The organism is Mesorhizobium sp. 128a (assembly GCF_053848025.1).
In genome coordinates, this window is record NZ_JBSPKY010000015.1 from 1 (window position 1) to 18,264 (window position 18,264).

General features: G+C 64.4%; 21 protein-coding genes. 10 read left to right on the plus strand and 11 right to left on the minus strand.

Features of this window, described 5'->3' with window-relative positions; genetic code table 11:
* Positions 1-209: 209 nt before the first annotated feature.
* The 3 genes from ACWTU9_RS23005 to ACWTU9_RS23015 form a co-directional block, all read right to left on the minus strand.
* Positions 210-554 (minus strand): antibiotic biosynthesis monooxygenase family protein, encoded by a 345-nt coding sequence (locus ACWTU9_RS23005; RefSeq protein WP_455860290.1) that lies wholly within the window; start codon positions 552-554, stop codon positions 210-212.
* On the minus strand, positions 551-907 hold the full coding sequence (locus tag ACWTU9_RS23010; RefSeq protein ID WP_455860291.1) for an NIPSNAP family protein: 357 nt from the start codon (positions 905-907) through the stop codon (positions 551-553). The genes ACWTU9_RS23005 and ACWTU9_RS23010 overlap by 4 nt, the downstream gene beginning before the upstream one ends.
* Positions 908-994: 87 nt before the next feature.
* Positions 995-1,198 (minus strand): DUF1127 domain-containing protein, encoded by a 204-nt coding sequence (locus ACWTU9_RS23015; RefSeq protein WP_455860292.1) that lies wholly within the window; start codon positions 1,196-1,198, stop codon positions 995-997.
* Between the two features lie 69 nt (positions 1,199-1,267).
* On the opposite strand from ACWTU9_RS23015, the gene ACWTU9_RS23020 reads away from it, so the two are divergent.
* Positions 1,268-1,942: an ArsR/SmtB family transcription factor gene (locus ACWTU9_RS23020; RefSeq protein WP_455860293.1), complete on the plus strand. Its 675-nt coding sequence runs from the start codon at positions 1,268-1,270 to the stop codon at positions 1,940-1,942.
* A gap of 187 nt (positions 1,943-2,129) precedes the next feature.
* On the opposite strand, the gene ligD is transcribed toward ACWTU9_RS23020, so the two are convergent.
* Positions 2,130-4,637: a DNA ligase D gene (gene ligD / locus ACWTU9_RS23025; protein WP_455860434.1), complete on the minus strand. Its 2,508-nt coding sequence runs from the start codon at positions 4,635-4,637 to the stop codon at positions 2,130-2,132.
* Between the two features lie 5 nt (positions 4,638-4,642).
* Positions 4,643-5,509 (minus strand): non-homologous end joining protein Ku, encoded by an 867-nt coding sequence (gene ku / locus ACWTU9_RS23030; RefSeq protein ID WP_455860294.1) that lies wholly within the window; start codon positions 5,507-5,509, stop codon positions 4,643-4,645.
* 354 nt (positions 5,510-5,863) lie between these two features.
* Between ku and ACWTU9_RS23035 the strand changes: the two genes are divergently transcribed.
* From ACWTU9_RS23035 to ACWTU9_RS23050, 4 genes are all read left to right on the plus strand, one after another.
* On the plus strand, positions 5,864-6,004 hold the full coding sequence (locus tag ACWTU9_RS23035) for a hypothetical protein (protein ID WP_023672040.1): 141 nt from the start codon (positions 5,864-5,866) through the stop codon (positions 6,002-6,004).
* A gap of 179 nt (positions 6,005-6,183) precedes the next feature.
* Positions 6,184-6,609 carry a thiol-disulfide oxidoreductase DCC family protein gene (locus tag ACWTU9_RS23040; protein ID WP_455860295.1) on the plus strand — a complete coding sequence of 142 codons (426 nt, stop codon included), beginning with the start codon at positions 6,184-6,186 and terminating at the stop codon, positions 6,607-6,609.
* 239 nt (positions 6,610-6,848) lie between these two features.
* Positions 6,849-7,217, plus strand: coding sequence for a YciI family protein (locus tag ACWTU9_RS23045; protein ID WP_455860296.1), 369 nt, complete (start codon positions 6,849-6,851; stop codon positions 7,215-7,217).
* Positions 7,218-7,221: 4 nt separating this feature from the next.
* Positions 7,222-8,469, plus strand: a complete 1,248-nt coding sequence (locus tag ACWTU9_RS23050) for an RNA polymerase sigma factor (protein WP_455860297.1) — start codon at positions 7,222-7,224, stop codon at positions 8,467-8,469.
* Between the two features lie 16 nt (positions 8,470-8,485).
* Here ACWTU9_RS23050 and ACWTU9_RS23055 read toward each other — a convergent pair whose 3' ends face one another.
* From ACWTU9_RS23055 to ACWTU9_RS23065, 3 genes are all read right to left on the minus strand, one after another.
* A complete protein-coding gene (locus ACWTU9_RS23055; RefSeq protein WP_455860298.1) occupies positions 8,486-9,112 on the minus strand; it encodes a glutathione S-transferase family protein in 627 nt (208 codons plus the stop codon).
* 135 nt (positions 9,113-9,247) lie between these two features.
* Positions 9,248-10,228 (minus strand): cysteine synthase A, encoded by a 981-nt coding sequence (gene cysK / locus ACWTU9_RS23060; protein WP_352674863.1) that lies wholly within the window; start codon positions 10,226-10,228, stop codon positions 9,248-9,250.
* A 174-nt stretch (positions 10,229-10,402) separates the two neighbouring features.
* Positions 10,403-11,020: a LysE family translocator gene (locus ACWTU9_RS23065; RefSeq protein ID WP_455860299.1), complete on the minus strand. Its 618-nt coding sequence runs from the start codon at positions 11,018-11,020 to the stop codon at positions 10,403-10,405.
* 223 nt (positions 11,021-11,243) lie between these two features.
* Between ACWTU9_RS23065 and ACWTU9_RS23070 the strand changes: the two genes are divergently transcribed.
* A complete protein-coding gene (locus ACWTU9_RS23070) occupies positions 11,244-12,188 on the plus strand; it encodes a hypothetical protein (RefSeq protein WP_455860300.1) in 945 nt (314 codons plus the stop codon).
* Here ACWTU9_RS23070 and ACWTU9_RS23075 read toward each other — a convergent pair.
* The 3 genes from ACWTU9_RS23075 to hrcA all read right to left on the minus strand — a co-directional run bounded on the left by ACWTU9_RS23075 (position 12,167) and on the right by hrcA (position 14,939).
* Positions 12,167-13,510, minus strand: coding sequence for a PQQ-dependent sugar dehydrogenase (locus ACWTU9_RS23075; RefSeq protein WP_455860301.1), 1,344 nt, complete (start codon positions 13,508-13,510; stop codon positions 12,167-12,169). The genes ACWTU9_RS23070 and ACWTU9_RS23075 overlap by 22 nt on opposite strands.
* A 106-nt stretch (positions 13,511-13,616) precedes the next feature.
* Positions 13,617-13,817 carry a hypothetical protein gene (locus ACWTU9_RS23080; RefSeq protein WP_455860302.1) on the minus strand — a complete coding sequence of 67 codons (201 nt, stop codon included), beginning with the start codon at positions 13,815-13,817 and terminating at the stop codon, positions 13,617-13,619.
* A 36-nt stretch (positions 13,818-13,853) separates the two neighbouring features.
* Positions 13,854-14,939: a heat-inducible transcriptional repressor HrcA gene (gene hrcA, locus ACWTU9_RS23085; protein WP_454590089.1), complete on the minus strand. Its 1,086-nt coding sequence runs from the start codon at positions 14,937-14,939 to the stop codon at positions 13,854-13,856.
* A gap of 192 nt (positions 14,940-15,131) precedes the next feature.
* On the opposite strand from hrcA, the gene rph reads away from it, so the two are divergent.
* From rph to hemW, 4 genes are all read left to right on the plus strand, one after another.
* On the plus strand, positions 15,132-15,848 hold the full coding sequence (gene rph / locus ACWTU9_RS23090; protein WP_455860303.1) for a ribonuclease PH: 717 nt from the start codon (positions 15,132-15,134) through the stop codon (positions 15,846-15,848).
* A gap of 187 nt (positions 15,849-16,035) precedes the next feature.
* Complete coding sequence (locus ACWTU9_RS23095) at positions 16,036-16,446, plus strand: VOC family protein (protein ID WP_455860304.1); 411 nt, start codon at positions 16,036-16,038, stop codon at positions 16,444-16,446.
* The gene (rdgB, locus tag ACWTU9_RS23100) at positions 16,446-17,093 is read left to right on the plus strand and encodes an RdgB/HAM1 family non-canonical purine NTP pyrophosphatase (protein WP_455860305.1); all 648 of its coding nucleotides are present in this window, start codon (positions 16,446-16,448) and stop codon (positions 17,091-17,093) included. The genes ACWTU9_RS23095 and rdgB overlap by 1 nt, the downstream gene beginning before the upstream one ends.
* A gap of 1 nt (position 17,094) precedes the next feature.
* On the plus strand, positions 17,095-18,252 hold the full coding sequence (gene hemW / locus ACWTU9_RS23105; protein WP_455860306.1) for a radical SAM family heme chaperone HemW: 1,158 nt from the start codon (positions 17,095-17,097) through the stop codon (positions 18,250-18,252).
* Positions 18,253-18,264: the final 12 nt, after the last annotated feature.

An 18,264-nucleotide genomic window follows, 5' to 3' on the forward strand; every position in this document is an offset into this window, starting at 1 on the left:
CGTCATCGCAAAATCCCCGTTTCAAAACAGGGAATCATATCCACCCAATTTTGCAACAGTCCCCTTGTGGGAGAAGGTGGATCGGCGCGTTAGCGCCGAGACGGATGAGGGGTGTTCCAGCGGAGTGAGGCGTTGGTGCCTTCTGGAACACCCCTCATCCGACCTCGCTTCGCGAGGCCACCTTCCCCCACAAGGGGGGAAGGAAGAGGCTACCCATTCACAGCCCGGCTATCCGCCGGCGCCTCATCCCGCTCCGTCAGCCCATAGTCCCGCACCACATGCGCGATGCGCAACCGATAGCCGGCAAAGATTCCACCGCGGCCGGCCTGCTGCGCCTGCCGATGCTCCTCCGTGTTGCGCCAGGCCTTGACCGCTTCCTCGTCGCGCCAGAAGGACAGCGACAGGACGCGGTTGGGGTCGACCAGGCTCTGGAAGCGCTCGATCGAGATGAAGCCGTCGATGCCGTCGAGCAGCGGCCGCAGTTCTGCGGCGATGCCCAGATAGGCATCGCGTTTTCCCTCAGCCGGTTGCACCTCGAAGATAACAGCGATCATGCTTCCTCCTTGACCGCGGTCTGGAACAGCTGTCGCGGTCCATGGGGTCCGGACACCAGCTTCAGGAAGATGCGGTCTTCTTTCAAGATGAACTTTTCCCGGCGCGCGAATTCGTAATTGGCCTTGCCCGCCGGATCGGCGGCGAGCCGGGCGCGATAGGCCTCGTAGGCGGCGAGGCTGTCGATGTTGTAGGCGGCGTAGGCGGTGGTGGCCGACCCCTCATGCGGCGCGTAGTAGCCGATCAGATCGGCGCCGCAGCGCGGGATCGCCTGGCCCCAGGCCTTGGCGTATTGCTCGAAGGCCGCCTTGCCGAACGGATCGATCTCATAGCGGATGAAGCAGGTAATGGTCATGTGGATCTCCTAGGATTTTCTGCGTCAATAGTTCGAGCGGCGTCGAAACGTTGTGCCGCGGGGTCTGCTAGGCAAAAGCGCTGGCGCTCAGGCCTGCCAGAAGGATTTTGCGCATTCGCGGCGCACATCCTCGCGGGTCAGGCCGAGGTCGCGCAGCAAATGATCGTCGACCTCCGCGAGGTCGAGCCGCTGCAGATGGCGGTCATACCAGCGGGCGAGCAGCCGCCGGTGCAGCCAGGTCACGAACGGAAACGGCCGGCGGCCGGCGAGCGGGGCGGAAGCGGTTGGCATCGGCGTTCTCCTTGATCTCGCCCGACAATAGTGATTGGCTGACAAGAATGCTTCGATGGAGACCTAACTATGCGTGAAGGACCGGACATTGCCCGCATCGCCAGCCTGGTCGGCGATCCGGCGCGGGCAAACATGCTGAATGCGCTGATGGGCGGCACGGCCTTGACGGCGAGCGAACTGGCGCTGGAGGCCGGCGTATCGCTGCCGACGGCATCCTCGCATCTGTCGAAGCTGATGGAGGGCGGGCTTTTGACTTTGGCCAGCCAGGGCCGGCATCGCTATTACGGTCTCGCCGGACCGCAGGTGGCGGGGATGATCGAGGCGATCACCGGCGTTGCGGAGGCGGTCGGCCCCAAGCGCGTGCGGCCGGGTCCGCGCGACGGCGCGATGCGCGTCGCCCGTGTCTGCTACGACCACCTCGCCGGCGAGCAGGCCGTGGCGATGCTCGACCGGCTGGTCGCGCGCGACATTCTTTTGCGCGACGACAAGGAGATCCGGCTCAGCCCGTCGGCGGCATCGCATTTTTCGGCCATCGGCATCGATGTCGGCGCCAAGCCGCGCCGGCCGGTGTGCCGCGCCTGCCTCGACTGGAGCGTACGGCGCTCGCATTTGGCCGGGACTTTGGGTGCGGCGATTCTGGACAAGATCCTGACCGAGAAATGGGCAAGGCGGGAGAAGGACAGCCGCGCGGTGGTGTTTTCACCGCCGGGGAAACAGGCGTTTGAGAAGGTGTTTTTGGGGTGAGTTAGACGGCGCTGTCCCTACAGGACGTCGGCGGGACAGCACCCCCCCTCTGTCCTGCCGGCCATCTCCCCCGCAAGGAGGGAGATCAAGCGCGCCTTGGATTTCGCCAATCTCCGACCTCCCAAGAAGAGCGACGCTTTGAAGCTGCCAATCTCCCCCCTTGTGACGGAGCGCTACGTCGGCCCCTTCACCCCCGCTTCAGCACCTTCCCTTGGCTGAAGAAATCCTTCCACGGATCGGGCTTCTCCAATTCCTTCAGCGTCGTCTTGTCGCCGATCGGAAATGCATTCGGCGCCAGCCCCTTCTCCACCTCCGCCCACGTCACCGGGATCGACACCGTCGCGCCTTTCTTGGCGCGCGAGGAGTAGGGCGCGACGGTGGTCGAACCGCGGCCGTTGCGCAAATAGTCGACGAAGATTTTTCCGGTGCGCGCCTTCTTCGACAGCGTTGCCGTGTAGCGATCAGGCGCACCCTGCTCCAGTGCCTTGGCGAAATCATGCGAGAAGGTTTTGACCGCCTCCCAATCCGCCGCGGGCTTCAGCGGCACCAGCACGTGATAGCCCTTGCCGCCTGATGGTTTGACGAAGTTGGGCAGCGACAGATCGTCGAGCTTGCCTCGGATGTCGAGCGCGGCCTCGCGCACCGCCTTGACGTCGACGCCCTCGTCGGGATCGAGATCGAAGATGATCTGGTCGGGCTTTTCCAGTTCATCGATCGTGCAGCCCCAGATATGGACCTCGACCACGCCATATTGGACCAGGGCGGCGAGGCCGTCGAAATCGCGGATGAACAGGATTTCCTCGCCGTCCGTCGGATCCTTCATCCGGGCGATCTTGTCGCTCATGCCGGCCGAGGCGTGTTTCTGAAAAAAGCGCGGGCCGCCAATGCCGTCCGGCGCCCTGACCAGGCTGAGCGGCCGGTTGACGATGAACTGCTCCATCCGCGGCCAGACCAGCGCGTAGTGCTCAAGCAAGGCCTGCTTCGATATCTTCTCGTCGGGCCACAGCAGCTTTTCGGGATGGGAAAGTTTTACGCTGGTGGTCATTACCCCAGCTTTGGTCCCGGCAGCCTTGCCGGCGCTGCTTGCCGCGGGCGTTGCCTTGCTGGCGGCCTTCGATGGCTTTTCCTGCACGACTTCCTCCGCCGGCTTGTCCTCGCGCAATCCCTGGAACGACGCGTGGCGTATTATACGGTCGGAGGTCCAGCTGCGGAACTCCACTTCGCCGACAAGTTCGGGCTTGACCCAGACCAGGCCCTTGCCCTTCGGCACGGCGGCGGCGAAGGGCGAGGATTTCGCCTGCAGCGCATCGAGCTTTTTCTTCAGATCGGTGGCGCCCTTGGCCGAGAAGCCGGTGCCGACGCGGCCGGCATAATGCAGCTTGCCGCCCTCGTGGTAGCCGACCAGCAGGGAACGCAATCCGCGTCCGGTCTTCTCCGACCGCAGGTAGCCGCCGATGACGAATTCCTGGCGCGCCGTGCATTTCGACTTCACCCAGGAGGGACCACGGCCGCTGCGGTAGGGTGCGTCGGCGCGCTTGGAGACGATGCCTTCGAGCCCCATGCGGCAGGCATGCTGCAGCATGATCTTGCCGGGTTCGGCGAAATGATCGCTGAATCTTACCGCGGCATTTTCGGCGGGCTCACCGAGCAACTCCTGCAGCGCCTGCTTGCGCTCCACCAGCGGCTCGCGGCGTAAATCCTTGCCGTCGAGCCGCATCAGATCGAACACATAGTAGGTGAAGCGGTTGGTGCGATTGGCGGAGAGATCCTGCTGCAGCAGCGAGAAGGAAGACACGCCGCTGTCGGCCAGCACGACGATCTCGCCGTCGATGAGGGCGTCGCTGCATTTCAGCTGCGCCAGCTCGGCGACGATCTCGGGGCCGAATTTCTCCGTCCAGTCGAGGCCGGTACGGGTCAGCAGCCGCACTTCGGTGCCGGCGATCTGCGCCTGCATGCGGTAGCCGTCGAATTTGACTTCGTGCAGCCAGTCCTTGCCGGGCGGCGCGTCGCGCTCCAGCGTCGCCAACTGCGGCTCGATAAAATCGAGGCGCTTGCCGGCTTTCGCCTTGCTGGAGGCCGCGGGCTTGTTGGAGTGCCAGACTTTGGGCTTCTTGCCGTCGGCGGTCTTGCCTTCCGCGACCTGCTCGATGGTCAGGCCCGACTTCACCGATTTCGGCTTGTCCTTCAGAATGTCCTCGCCGGGGCGGGCGGCGGCATCGTCGGATTTGATCAGCAGCCAGTTGTCACGCTTTTCGCCGGCGCGGGGTTTCAACCTGACCAGATGCCACAGGCCGTTCAGCTTCTTTCCTTTAAGTTCGAACGAGATGTGGCCCTTCTTCATTGCCTTGGCGGGGTCGATCTCGGGCGTCCATGTGCCTTCGTCCCAGACGATGACCGTGCCGCCGCCATACTCGCCCTTGGGGATGGTGCCCTCGAAGCCGGCATAGTCGATCGGGTGATCCTCGACATGCACGGCCAGCCGCTTTTCGTGCGGATCGAGGCTTGGGCCGCGTGTCACTGCCCAGCTCCACAGGACGCCGTCATGCTCGAGGCGGAAATCGTAATGCAGCCTGGTGGCGTCATGCTTCTGGATGACGAAGATGCCGCCGGATGCCTTGCCGCGCGTGACCTTTCCGGCAGGCTCCGCCGTCTTCTTGAAGTCTCGCTTGGATTGATATTGTTCGAGGCCGGCCATAACGTTCACGCCGATTTGCGCTTCGGCGCTGCAGCTTTCGGCTTGGTGCTTTTGGCCGCCGGCTTGGCTTTCTTGGCCGAGCCTTTCGCCGCGTCGCCATCCGACAGGCTCTTCTTCAGCGCGTCGAACAGGTTGACGACGTTGGACGGCTTGGGCGCGGCCTGTGGCTTCGGCGCCTTCTTGCCGGCCTTCTTGGCGCGGATCAGTTCGAGCAGCGCGTCCTCATACTTGTCCTCGAATTTCGACGGATCGAACTTGGCTTTCTTCTTGTCGATGATGAGCTCGGCCAGATCGGTCATCTCCTGGTCGGTCTTCACCGCCTTGATGTCGCCGAAGACGCTGTCGGGCTGCCGCACCGTGTTGTCGTAGCGCAGAGTGGTCAGCACCATGCCTTTGCCGAGCGGTTCGATGACGACGGGACGTTCTCTGGCGTAGAGCACGATGCGCGCCTGCCCGGCCATCTTCTTGCCCGCCATGGCGTCGCGGATGACGGCAAAGGCCTCCTCCGACACCTTGTCGGCCGGCGCGACGTAATAGGGCGTGTCGAGATAGATCTGCTGGATCGAGGCTTTGTCGACAAAGCCGTCCAGCGCCATTGTGTGCGAGGACTCGATCTGCACCGCGGCGATCTCGTCTTCCTCGATATGGACGAAGTCGCCGTCGTCGAGTTCGTAGCCCTTGATCTCGTCGCCTTCGTCGAGCGGCTTGCCGGTTTCGGCATCGACGTAGATGCGCTTGACCGTGTTGCCGGTCTTGCGGTTCAGCACCCGGAACGAGACTTTTTCGGTGTGGGTGACGACGTTGGTCAGTTCGACGGCGCAGGTAACCAGCGACAGATTCAGATAGCCCTTCCAGGCTGGGCGGGGTGCCATGGCGAAACTCCTGCGCGATGCGGTTTAAGCGAGAACGGGTAAGGCCCGTTCCGGTTCCGGACGCTGCCAAAGGCGCTTGCAGGCCGCGCGCACGGAAATTTCGCTGCGGCTTTCGGAATTGAAACAGAAGCGCGCCCAAGCGACATCCAGACGAAACATATGTGATGCAAAAGTCACATTGGCCGGAAAGGGCTCAAAAGGCTCTGAAAAACCCCGAAACAGCCGCATTCCGGCCACGAAGCGACGGGTTTTCGACCGAAGATTAACATCGTGTTCACCGACTATTCACGCCTCGACGCTATGATCCCCGCAATCGGACGGGACATCCGAAAATCGGGACAGGGACTTAAGAAAATGAAATTCTGGGGCCACATCGCCGGCTACGCCGCCGCCATCCGCGAATTCATCGCACCGACCTATCGGCCGGAGCGCTATTACATGCGCGGCCCGGGCCCGGCCTGCGCCCGTCGCGGCAGTTCGCTCGGCGCGCACTGATCATGACGTTCGAAAGCCGTCACGACAGCCGGATCTGCAGGCCGGCCGCCGACCACCGCGCAACCACCTACCGCGCCGAGCGCCCCGCGCTGGCCGCGAGAGGCCGTGCGACAACGCCGCGACTTTGATCCCGCTGCCGGCAGGCTTAGTGTCGTCTGACATGAGCCGCCGGATGTCCCGTGACTTCTTCTCCTGAACCCTTCGATGCCAGCCAGCCTTTGATCGTTTTCGACGGCGTCTGCGTGCTGTGCTCGGGCTTTGTGCGCACCGTGGTCAGGCTCGACCGCAAAAACCGTTTCCGCTTCGCCACCGCGCAGTCGCCCTTCGGCGAGGCGCTGTTCCACAAATACGGACTGCGCACCGACAGTTACGAGACCAATCTGGTCCTCATCGGCGGCGCTCCTTTCATGCGGCTGGACAGTTTCATTGCCGTGATGGCCGAACTGGGCTGGCCGTGGCGCGCGGCGAAAGCCCTGCTGCTGTTGCCGCGCCCTTTGCGCGACTGGCTCTACGAACGCATCGCCAAAAACCGCTACGCCATCTTCGGCCGCAAGGACAGTTGCGCCATCCCGTCCGCCGCGATGCGTGCGCGCATGATCGGATGATGCATGCCGCCCAAAAGTGACCTCGCTTTGGGGAAACGACATGCCCCCTTGCCAACGCCAGAGGATAGTGCCGCGCAAAACGTCTGCCAGTCTGCTGCTAGTCGTTGTCCAGCAGACGACCCTTGCGAAACCTCGTGGCGAAGGCGAAAGTTTTTCAGGAGCCTGTCGAAATCGGGCATGGCCGCACGACATACGTTCGGCCCGCAACGGAGCGGCCCTCGAGAAAACGGGAGAAGACGATGCGATACATGCTTTTGATTTACGCGAACGAAGCCGCGATGGCGGCCGCGCCGAGCGACAAGACCTATGAGATCAGCGCCGCCTATGGCGCCTACACCGAAGCATTGAAGAAATCCGGAGCGTGGCTCGCCGGTGACCGGCTGAAGCCGACCCAGTCTGCCACTGCGGTGCGGACGGCCAACGGCAAGACCAATGTGCTCGACGGCCCCTATGCCGACACCAAGGAGCAGCTTGCCGGCTTCTACATGATCGAGGCTGGCGACGCCGATGCGGCAATCGCGTGGGCGGCACGCTGTCCCGGCGCCAGCGCCGGCACGATCGAGGTGCGGCCGATCTGGGAAATGACCGAGTACATATCCGAGAAGTGACCCCGTGACGGACAGTCGCCCGGAGATCGTGCGGGCGGCGGCCGAGGCGGCCGCCCGGCAAAGCTACGGCAAACTGGTCGCCTGGCTCGCGGCGCGCACCCGCGACGTGGCGGGGGCGGAGGATGCGTTGGCCGATGCCTTCGCGGCGGCGCTGGAGCGCTGGCCGCAGACCGGCGTGCCCGAGAAGCCTGAGGCATGGCTGCTGGCCGTCGCGCGCCGCCGTGGTGTCGATGCGGTGCGCCGTCGGCTGACCAGCGAGGCGAGCCGCGACCATCTCAAGCTGATGGCCGAGGAGATGGAGGCGAGCGTGAAAGACGAAGACCTTCCCGACGAGCGTCTCAGGCTGATGTTTGCCTGCGCGCATCCGGCGATCGAAGCCAGCGTGCGGGCGCCGCTGATCCTGCAGACGGTTCTGGGTTTCGACGCGGCGACCATCGCCTCGGCCTTCCTGGTTTCGCCGGCGACGATGGGCCAGCGCCTGGTGCGCGCCAAGATCCGCATCCGCGAGATCGGCATTCCGTTTCGCGTACCGGAGCGGGCCGAACTCGGCGAGCGGCTGGATACGGTGCTGGAAGCGATCTACGCCGCTTTCGCCGAAGGCTGGACCGACCCCGCCGGCACGGAGACCCGGACACGCAACCTGGCGACGGAAGGCATCTGGCTCGGACGGCTGGTGGCGTCGCTGATGCCGGACGAGCCGGAAGCGCTCGGCCTGCTGGCGCTGATGCTGTTTGCGGAGGCGCGGCGCGCGGCGCGGCGCAATGACGACGGCAACTATGTGCCGCTGGCCGATCAGGATTGCCGGCTTTGGGATCACCCCCTGATCGATGAGGCCGAAGCGCTGCTCGGCCATGCCGCGACCAAGGGGATCATCGGCCGCTACCAGCTCGAGGCCGCCGTGCAGTCGGTGCACGCGACGCGGCGGCGGACCGGCCAGACCGACTGGGCGGCGATCCGCAATTTCTATGATGCGCTGTCGGTGATATCAGGCTCGCCGGTGGTGGCGATCAACCGCGCCGTGGCGATCGCTGAGGCCGATGGGGCGACGGCCGGGCTGGCTGCGCTCTACGTGCTTGGCGACGACAAGCGGCTCGCCGACTATCAACCCTACTGGGCGGCCCGCGCCGGACTGCTGGCCAGGCTCGGCAATGCGGCACAGGCGGTCGAAGCCTACGACCGGGCGATCGGCCTCGAACGCGACCCGGCCGTGCGCCGCTTCCTGCAGGCGAAACGGGCGATCCTGCGAAATTGAGCTTCGCCGCGCCGGCTCAGGCCGGCCACATCTCATGCGCCGTGTTGAGCCGCGTCATCAGCGGATGCGCCCGCAACACCGACCACAGGCGTTCAATGTTCGGCCAGCCCGTGCGGGCCTTGTCGATATCGGGGTGCCAGGCCACCAGCATGACGAGATAGATGTCGACCAGCGACATCCCGCCGCCGACCAGCCAGTCTCGTCCCTCAAGTGCGGCATCGACAATGGTGAAGCCTCGGTCCATCTCGGCAATGGCCGCCTGCTTGACGGCTTTCTTGCCATCGGCATCGGTGGTGTAGCGATGAGCATAATACAGGCGCAGGATGGCCGGGTAGAGCGCCGACGACATGAACGCCATCCAGCGCAGGAAGTCGGCGCGGTCCGGCGAACCTATAGCCGGCGCCAGACCCGCTTCCGGGTGACGCTCGGCAAGCAGGATGCAGATCGCCGCGGATTCGGTTATCGACTGACCGTTGGGCAAGGTCAGCACCGGAACCTGGTTCATCGGGCTGATGTCGAGAAACGCTGGATCGGGCCGGTCAGTCTTGGGGACGTCGATCTGCTCGAATGGCGCGTTTGCCAGCGCCAGAGCCGCCTCGACCACGAAGCCGCCGCTGCCCGGGCGCGTATAAAGTCTGTACATCAAAATCCTCCCCTGGCCGCACGAAGCAGGCCGGGGTGATTTGACCCGGAAGCCGTCCTCCGCTCAAGCCGGTGGCTGAAGCCACCAGCGGTTTTTCGGCTGTCCAGCGGGGACGGTCGTTCGCAGACGCGAGGCCTAAGCCCCCAACCCGTCGAACAGGATGGTCGAGAGATAGCGCTCGGCGAAGGACGGGATGATCACCACCAGGTTCTTGCCCTTGTTCTCCGGCCGCGAGCCGACGACGATGGCCGCCTGCAGCGCGGCGCCCGACGAGATGCCGACCGGCACGCCTTCGAGGCGGGCGACGAGGCGGGCATTGGCGACCGAATCCTCATTGGAGACCTTGACGATCTCGTCATAGATCGAGGTGTCGAGGATTTTTGGCGCAAAGCCGGCGCCGATGCCCTGGATCTTGTGCGGGCCGGGCTGGCCGCCCGACAGCACGGGCGAGGCCTCCGGCTCGACGGCGACGACATGCACCGAAGGCTTGCGCTGCTTCAGCACCTGGCCGACGCCGGTGATGGTGCCGCCGGTGCCGATCCCGGCGACGAAGATGTCGACGCCGCCATCGGTGTCGTTCCAGATCTCCTCGGCCGTGGTGCGGCGATGGATCTCCGGATTGGCCGGATTCTCGAACTGCTGCGGAATGACGGCGTCGGGCAAGGTGGCGGCCAGTTCGTCGGCCTTGGCGATGGCGCCCTTCATGCCTTTCGGGCCTTCGGTCAGCACCAGTTCGGCGCCGAGCAGCGCCAACATCTTGCGGCGCTCCACCGACATGGTTTCGGGCATGGTCAGGATCAGCTTGTAGCCCTTGGCGGCCGCGGCGAAGGCGAGCGCGATGCCGGTGTTGCCGGAGGTCGGCTCGATCAACGTCGTCTTGCCGGGCTTGATGCGGCCCGACGCTTCCAGCGCCTCGATCATCGAAACGCCGATACGGTCCTTGACCGAGGCGATCGGGTTGAAGAATTCGAGTTTGGCCAGAAGGTTGGCAACGACGCCTTTCTCCCTGGCGAATTTGTCGAGCCGCACCAACGGCGTGTCGCCGATCGTCTCGGTGATCGAATTGTAGACGCGGCCGCGGCCGGGCACGCGCGGCGAAGAGACGGGCTTGTTCATTGGTTTCGCTCCCAGATCAGGCAATTGGCATCGGCGGACAGAATAGGGCTTTCGACCGCGCAAGATAGGCTGCCGGCCGAAAATATCGAGTGGGGCGCTTGCTGAAAACGCTTGCCCTCCGGAAACGCATTTTCCGGATGGCCCGATTGGCGGAATGGATTGGCCGAAGCCGACCTATTGCCGGGCGGCAATGGCTGCCGCGGCTCCAACCATGAAGCCGGCGGCGGTGCGGTTCAGCGTCTTCAGCGCGCGCGGCGATTTCAGGAACCAGCGCGCCTTGGCCGCCAGCGCCAGATAGGGCACCAGCACCACGAAGAGCACGATTACGGTGAGCATGACCAGGATGCCGTAGTCGGCAAGCGTGATGGTCTTCAGGTCGACGATGGTCGGCGTGATGGCGAGGTAGAAGATCATCGTCTTCGGATTGCCCAGCGTGACGGTGAGACCGGCAAGGAAGCTCGACACCAGGCCGCCCTTGCCTTTCCTGGCTTCGACGGTCTCTGGCGTGATCCCGGCGGTCCAGAAACGCCAGCCGAGGAAGGCGAGATAGGCGACCCCCAGCCATTTGATGGCGAGGAAGACCATGCCGAATGTCTGCGCGACGAAGGCAAGGCCGAGCACCACGGCGGTGAGGTAGGTGAGGTCGCCGAGCATCAGGCCGAAGGACATGGCCAGCGACGAGCGAAAGCCGGAGCCCAGCGCCCGCGCCACAAGCGCGGTGACGCCAGGGCCGGGAATGGCGGCGGCGATGCCAAGTGCGGCGCTATAGGCGAGAAAGCCGGTGAGGGTCATGGACGGTTGCTCCCCGTGAACGGACCCCTGATGCCATGAAAGCCGCCGGGGGCAAAACGGATTCGATTGCGCCAGCAGGGTCGGACCGTCGTCCGGGCACGGCCGACAACGAGAGATGGTTCACTTACGCAACTGGGAAGAGCGGCTATCCCCCCATCCGCCCCACCGCACGTTGCAATCCTAATAGCTGCGCTCTTGCGCGGCTACACCGGCAGGAGCCACCATGCTAGCGAAACGACTTCACATCCAGCTCATGCAATGGATACCCAATAACTATTCCGAAGCGCGCGGTCACGTCCACGATCTGGAATGGTACCTGTGGTTCGAGGGGCGGCAGGCTTTCAGCCTGTTCGACAAGGGCGCCAGCGATATCGTGCCTGCGTCCGGCTACTTCACCGATTGCCGGAAGCCCGGCGTCCATCCCGTTCGTCCGATGATCTATCCGCTGGTCGTCAACAACCGCTTCAAGGTGCGGCTGGTGGCGTTGGGGCGCGACTCTCCGAGCCCTGACGACACCGCCAAGGGCGAATTCACCATCGACCTCGACACCAAATATCCGCCGGTTTCCGACTGGCGCATCATTGCTTCCGACCCGCGCAACACCGATCTCAACGTCGAAGCGTCGTTTCAACTGCAATGGCTGGACTATGTCGATACCAACGAGATTGCCGACGACGGCCCGCCACGCATCATCGACAAGTCAAATTATCCCTATCCCTGGGGCGCCAATGTGATGGTGTTCGAGCACTGGCTCGGGCTTGGCCGCAAGGCGCCGCTCAAACTCATCGACCCGAACCGCGCATCGCGCCGCGAGTACTGGATGATCAACGGCAACGCGGCGCGGCGCATGGTGCAGGACGTCTATCGCTTCAACGTCAACCAGCTTGGCGTCGCCAACGACACGATCAGCAGTGTTTACGTGCCGAAGCTCAAGGATGGCCACGCCACGGTGACGCTGTACGAACACGACTTCAGCGACAGCCGCTTCGCGCAAGGAGCGAAGAAGTCCTTCGGCTCGGCCGGCCTCTTCAATCTCAGGGACACCGGCTTCGATGACCGCGCTTCGGCGGCGGAGGTCATCCATACTTATCCCAAGGAGATACATCGGGACGCGCACTGGGGCAGCGCTTTGCCAAATCAATCGGCTCAGGACGGCCCGTCGACATGAGTGATGCGCCAGATGGTGCCGTTTGCGTCCTCGGTGAGGATGAGCGCGCCGTCCCTGGCTACCGCCACGCCGACCGGCCGGCCCCAGACCGCATCATCGGAGAGGACGAAGCCGGTGATGAAATCCTGGTACTCGCCGGTCGGCTTGCCGTCGCTGAATCTCAGCCGCACCACCTTGTAGCCGGTGCGCACACCACGGTTCCAGGAGCCGTGCAGGGCGACGAAGGCATCGCCCTTATACTCCGCCGGAAAGTTGCCGCCAGCATAGAAGGCGATGTTGAGCGGCGCCGAATGCGCCTGCATGAGAACGTCGGGCATGGTCACCGAGCCGGCGAGGTCAGGCCGCGCGCCCTTGTGGCGTGGATCCTCATTGGCGCCGATATAGTACCAGGGCCAGCCATAGAAGGCGCCGTCCTTGACCGAGGTGGCGTATTCGAAGGGCACATTGTCGCCCAGCCCATCGCGCTCGTTGACGACGCACCAGAGCGCACCGGTTGCCGGCTGAACGGTCATGCCCGAACAGTTGCGCAGGCCGGTGGCGACGATGCGGCCATTCTTGCCGTCAGCGTCGAAGGCCAGCACGTCGGCACGGCCGCCCTCACGGCCCCAGGCTGCGCCTGGAGGCATGGATTTGGCCCAGGCGTCGAGGCCGCCACGCGGTTCCTTCCCCATGCCCTCGGCGACGTTCGATTTAGAACCGACCGAGACATACAGCGTCTTGCCGTCGGGCGAGAAGGCGATGTCGCGAGTCCAGTGGCCGCCCGAGGGGATCTGGGAGACGATTGTCTCCGCTTCGCCTGAGGCTTTCAGGTCGCCGTCGCGATAGGCAAAACGCACCACGCTGTCGGTGTTGGCGACATAGACCCATTGCGGCTTGTCGCCCGGCGGATAGAAGGCGATGCCGTAGGGCTGGTTGAGATCGCCGGCGAAAATGCTGTCCTCGGCCGGCTTCGCACTGCCCTTGGCCAGCCGATAGACGCGGACCTGGTTGGCATCGCTGTCGGCGACGAACAAATCACCATTCGGCGCCACGCGCACGACGCGCGGATTGGCGATGCCGGAGGCGATCAATTCGGCCGAAAAGCCGGGCGGCAGGACGGGCTTGGCGCCGTCCGGCCGATCGCCGAGGCCGGCGCCGTTGGAGGCGGATTCGGTGAGATAGGGCTTTTGCAGATCATCCGGCTTGATCAGGCGGCGCACGCCGGGTCTGTCGGCCTTCCAATCGCCGAAAGCGTCCTTGCCGGTCAGCAATGGCTGCTCCTGGGCGAAGGCGCTGGTGGCCAGAAACAAGGCAAGGCCCGCCAAGCCGACAATCCGGATCATGCTGTCCTCCTCGAATTCACGCCGGTCGGCGCGTCATTGACCGAGGAGATATCGTGCGTGTGCCGCAAATGAGAAGCGTGCGCGCACAGATTCAAGGTAGAACCGCTCAACTTTCCTCTTCGACGTCCAGGTCGTCATCGAGACGCTTTTCCAGCTTCACGAGATCGTCGGGCAGAGGCAGACCCATGGCACGCATTTCGCGCAGCTTCTCGCGCAGTTGCTCCTGGATTTCGTGCTCGTCCTCGGGCTGGTTGACCATTTCCTCGAGCAGCAGGCTGATCTGGGCCTTGAACGATTCAAGCGCCATTCTGCGCCCTCCTTTGCGGTGATCCCGGCTTTGGAATTATCTCAGCATCCGGGTAATCAATTGGGCAGTGTAGTCGACCATCGGCACGATGCGGGCATAATTCAGCCTGGTCGGCCCGATGACGCCGAGCGCGCCGACAACGCGGGCGTCCTTGTCGCGGTAGGGCGCCACCACCAGCGACGAGCCGGACAGCGAAAACAGCTTGTTTTCCGAGCCGATGAAGATGCGCACGCCCGGCCCCTCTTCGGCGAGGTCGAGCAGCTGGATCAGCCCGTCCTGCGTCTCCAGATCCTCGAACAGGTGCCTGAGCAATTCGATGTCGGCCTGGGCGGTGACGTTTTCGAGCAGATTGGCGCGGCCGCGCACGATGAGGCGCGCCGGCAGGCCGCTGTCGGCGCCGGCCCACACCGCCAGGCCTTTCTCGACCAGATCCTGCGACAGCGTGTCGAGGGCTGCCCTGGTCTCGTCCTTGATGCGGGCGATCTCGACGCGCGCCTCGGCCAGCGTGCGGCCCCTGATATGGGCGTTGAGGAAATTCGAGGCCTCGTGCAGCTGCGAGACGGTGATGCCGGCCGGCAGGTCCACGACGCGGTTCTCGACGTCGCCGTTCTGCGACACCATCACGGCCAGCGCCTTGGTCGGCTCGAGCTGTATGAACTCGATGTGCTTCAGCGCCACCTCGTTCTTGGTGGCCAGCACCAGGCCGGCGCCGCGCGACATGCCCGACAGCATCTGGCTGGCCTCGGTCAGCATGTGCTCCAGCGTGGCGCCCGAGCCGGAGGCGCGCACCTGCGCCTCGATGACACGGCGTTCCTCGTCGGAGAGGTCGCCGAGCTCCATGAAGGCGTCGACGAAGAAGCGCAGGCCGGTCTGTGTCGGCAGGCGTCCGGCCGAGATGTGCGGTGCATAGATCAGGCCGAGATGTTCGAGGTCGCTCATCACGTTGCGGATCGTGGCCGGCGACAAAGACGACGGCAGGATGCGCGACAGGCTGCGCGATCCCACAGGTTCACCGTCCTTCAGATAGGACTCGACGATGCGCCGGAAGATGTCGCGCGAGCGCATGTCGAGCGACTGCAGCGCGGGCGCCAGCAGACTGGATTCGGTGACTGCCTTGGTCATTCGGGCCAAAAACCTCCGCCCCAAGGATATAGACTTCCATCACCCCCGCGCAACCCGGTGTCGCTCTTGCGATCGCCCGGTGCCGCACTTGCGGTCACGGCGCCGCGTTTGCGGCCATTTTCCTTTGCGCCCTGGCCTGCATGCGTCTACAAGCCGCCGACGCAAACGCAAAAAGAACAGAAAGAGGCCTCGATGCGCCCCTCCAAACGCCAATCCGACGAAATGCGCGCCATCTCCTTCGAGCGCGGCGTGTCCAAACACGCCGAAGGGTCGTGCCTGGTGAAATTCGGCGACACGCACGTCCTGTGCACGGCGAGCCTGGAGGAAAAAGTACCGGGCTGGATGCGCAATTCCGGCAAGGGCTGGGTGACCGCCGAATACGGCATGCTGCCGCGCTCGACCGGCGAACGCATGCGCCGCGAGGCTTCGGCCGGCAAGCAAGGCGGCCGCACGCTGGAAATCCAGCGGCTGATTGGCCGCAGCTTACGCGCCGTCGTCGATTTGCAGGCGCTGGGCGAACAGCAGATCACCGTCGACTGCGATGTCATCCAGGCCGATGGCGGCACCCGCACGGCGTCGATCACCGGCGGCTGGGTAGCGCTTTACGATTGCCTGCGCTGGATGGAAGCGCGGCAGATGGCCAGCGTTGCCAAGGTGCTGAAGGACCATGTCGCGGCGATTTCCTGTGGTATCCATGACGGCCAGCCGGTCATCGACCTCGACTATATCGAGGATTCGTCCGCCGGCACCGACGCCAATTTCGTCATGACCGGCAAGGGTGGGATCGTCGAGATCCAGGGCACCGCCGAGGGCGAGCCTTTCTCCGAGGGGCAGTTCGCGGAGCTGATGGGGCTCGCGAAGAAGGGCATTCAGCGACTGGTCAGCTTGCAGCAGATGGCGGTTGCCTGACATTGAATGAGATGACGTTGGCGATCCTGCACACCCCCCTCTGCCCTACCGGGCATCTCCCCCGCAAAGGGGGAGATCGGATGTCGCCTTGGGTTTCGCCAATCATTAACGTTGAAGGGCTGTCAGCGGAACTGCCAATCTCCCCCCTCGCGGGGGAGATGGCCGGCAGGCCAGAGGGGGGTGCCTGATGCAGCCCTCCGCTGTTCTTGAATCGGCCCTCTACGTCACCGATCTCGCCGCTGCCGAAACCTTCTACCACGACATCCTCGGCCTCGAACCCCTCGGCAAGGTCGAGAACCGTCACGTCTTCTTCCGCTGCGGCGCCGGCGTTCTCCTCCTCTTCAACGCCGAAGCGACAAAAATCCCGCCGGCGCCTGATGCGCGGCTGAAGGTGCCGCCGCACGGCACGGTCGGTGAGGGCCATCTTTGCTTTGCCGCCAGCGCTGATGAGCTCGCCCGCTGGAAGGCGCAGCTTGCGGCGAAAAGCATCGCCATCGAAAGCGAATTCGAATGGCCGCAAGGCGGACGTTCGATCTACATACGCGACCCCTCGGGCAATTCGATCGAATTCGCCGAGCCACGGATCTGGGGCCTTTGATGCATTCTCTCGATGGAAAAAAGATTGTCGTCGCCAGCCACAATGCAGGCAAGCTGCGTGAATTTGCCGATTTGATGGGTCCGTTCGGCTTCGAGGCGAAGTCGGCCAAGGACTTCGGTCTGCCAGAGCCGGACGAGACCGGCACAACTTTCGAGGAAAACGCCTACATCAAGGCTTTTGCGGCGGCTAAAGCCACCGGCCTGCCGGCGCTGTCGGACGATTCGGGCCTCTGTGTCGATGCGCTCGACGGTGCGCCCGGCGTCTACACCGCCAACTGGGCCGAAACCCCGGAAGGCACGCGCGATTTCGGCATGGCCATGCAGCGCACGGAAGTTGCCTTGCAGGAGGTTGGCGCCGCCCAGCCGGCGCAGCGCAAGGGCCGCTTCGTCGCCGTCATCTGCCTCGCCTTTCCCGATGGCGAGGCCGAATATTATCGCGGCGAGGCGGAAGGCACGCTGGTCTGGCCGCCGCGCGGCGAACTCGGTTTCGGCTACGACCCGGTGTTTTTGCCCGATGGTTTCGACAAGACTTTTGGCGAGATGAGCGCCGAGGAAAAACATGGCTGGAAGCCCGGCCAACTGACCGCGCTGTCGCACCGGGCCCGCGCCTTCCAGAAATTCGCCCGCGCGCGACTTGGCTCGGTCTGAGATGCCGCTGGATCGCAGCCCGGGCTTCGGCGTCTATATCCATTGGCCGTTCTGCGCGGCCAAATGCCCGTATTGCGACTTCAACAGCCATGTCCGCCACCAGCCGGTCGACCAGGAACGCTTTGCCCGCGCCTTCGAAACCGAGCTTGCGACCATGCGGGCGCGCACCGGGCCACACGACGTGACCAGTATCTTTCTCGGCGGCGGCACGCCGTCGCTGATGCAGCCGCAGACGGTGGCGGCGGTGCTGGACGCCGTGGCGAAGAACTGGACGGTCCCTGATGGCATCGAGGTGACGCTGGAAGCCAACCCGTCCTCGGTCGAGGCCGAGCGCTTTCGCGGCTATCGCGCCGCCGGCGTCAACCGTGTGTCGCTCGGCGTGCAGGCGCTGAATGACAAGGATCTGCGTTTCCTCGGCCGGCTGCACAATGTCGACGAAGCGTTGCATGCCATTGGGCTGGCGCGCGAGATTTTTCCGCGCCTTTCCTTCGACCTGATCTACGCGCGCCCCGGCCAGACGCTCGACGCATGGCAGGCGGAGCTCGAGCAGGCAATCGGCCACGCTGCCGACCATCTGTCGCTCTACCAGCTGACCATCGAGGAAGGCACGCCGTTCCATGCGCTGCATGCGGCGCACAAATTCACCATCCCCGACAACGACCGGGCGGCCGATCTCTATGCGCTGACGCAAGAGGTCACAGCGGCACATGGTTTGCCGGCATATGAAATTTCCAATCACGCCAGGCCGGGCGCCGAGAGCCGGCACAATCTGACCTACTGGCGCTATGGCGAATATGTCGGCGTCGGACCGGGAGCACATGGCCGTTTCATCGAGAACGGCCACCGCACCGTCACCATCGCCGAGCGAATGCCGGAAACCTGGGCCAATCTGGTCGAGGCCAAGGGCCATGGCGTCACCGGCGGCGAGGTTTTGACGCGCTCAGAAGAGGCCGACGAGTTCCTGCTGATGGGATTGCGACTGGCCGAAGGCATCGACCTTTCGCGCTACGAGGCGTTTTCCGGGCGCGGCCTGTCGAGCGCGCGGCTGACCGTGCTGCAGGATGAAGGGCTGGTGGCGCCGATCGGCAACGCCCGCCTGCGCGCCACGCCGGCCGGCATGATCGTGCTCGACGCCGTGGTGGCGGATCTGGCAAGGTAGGAATTGCGGCAA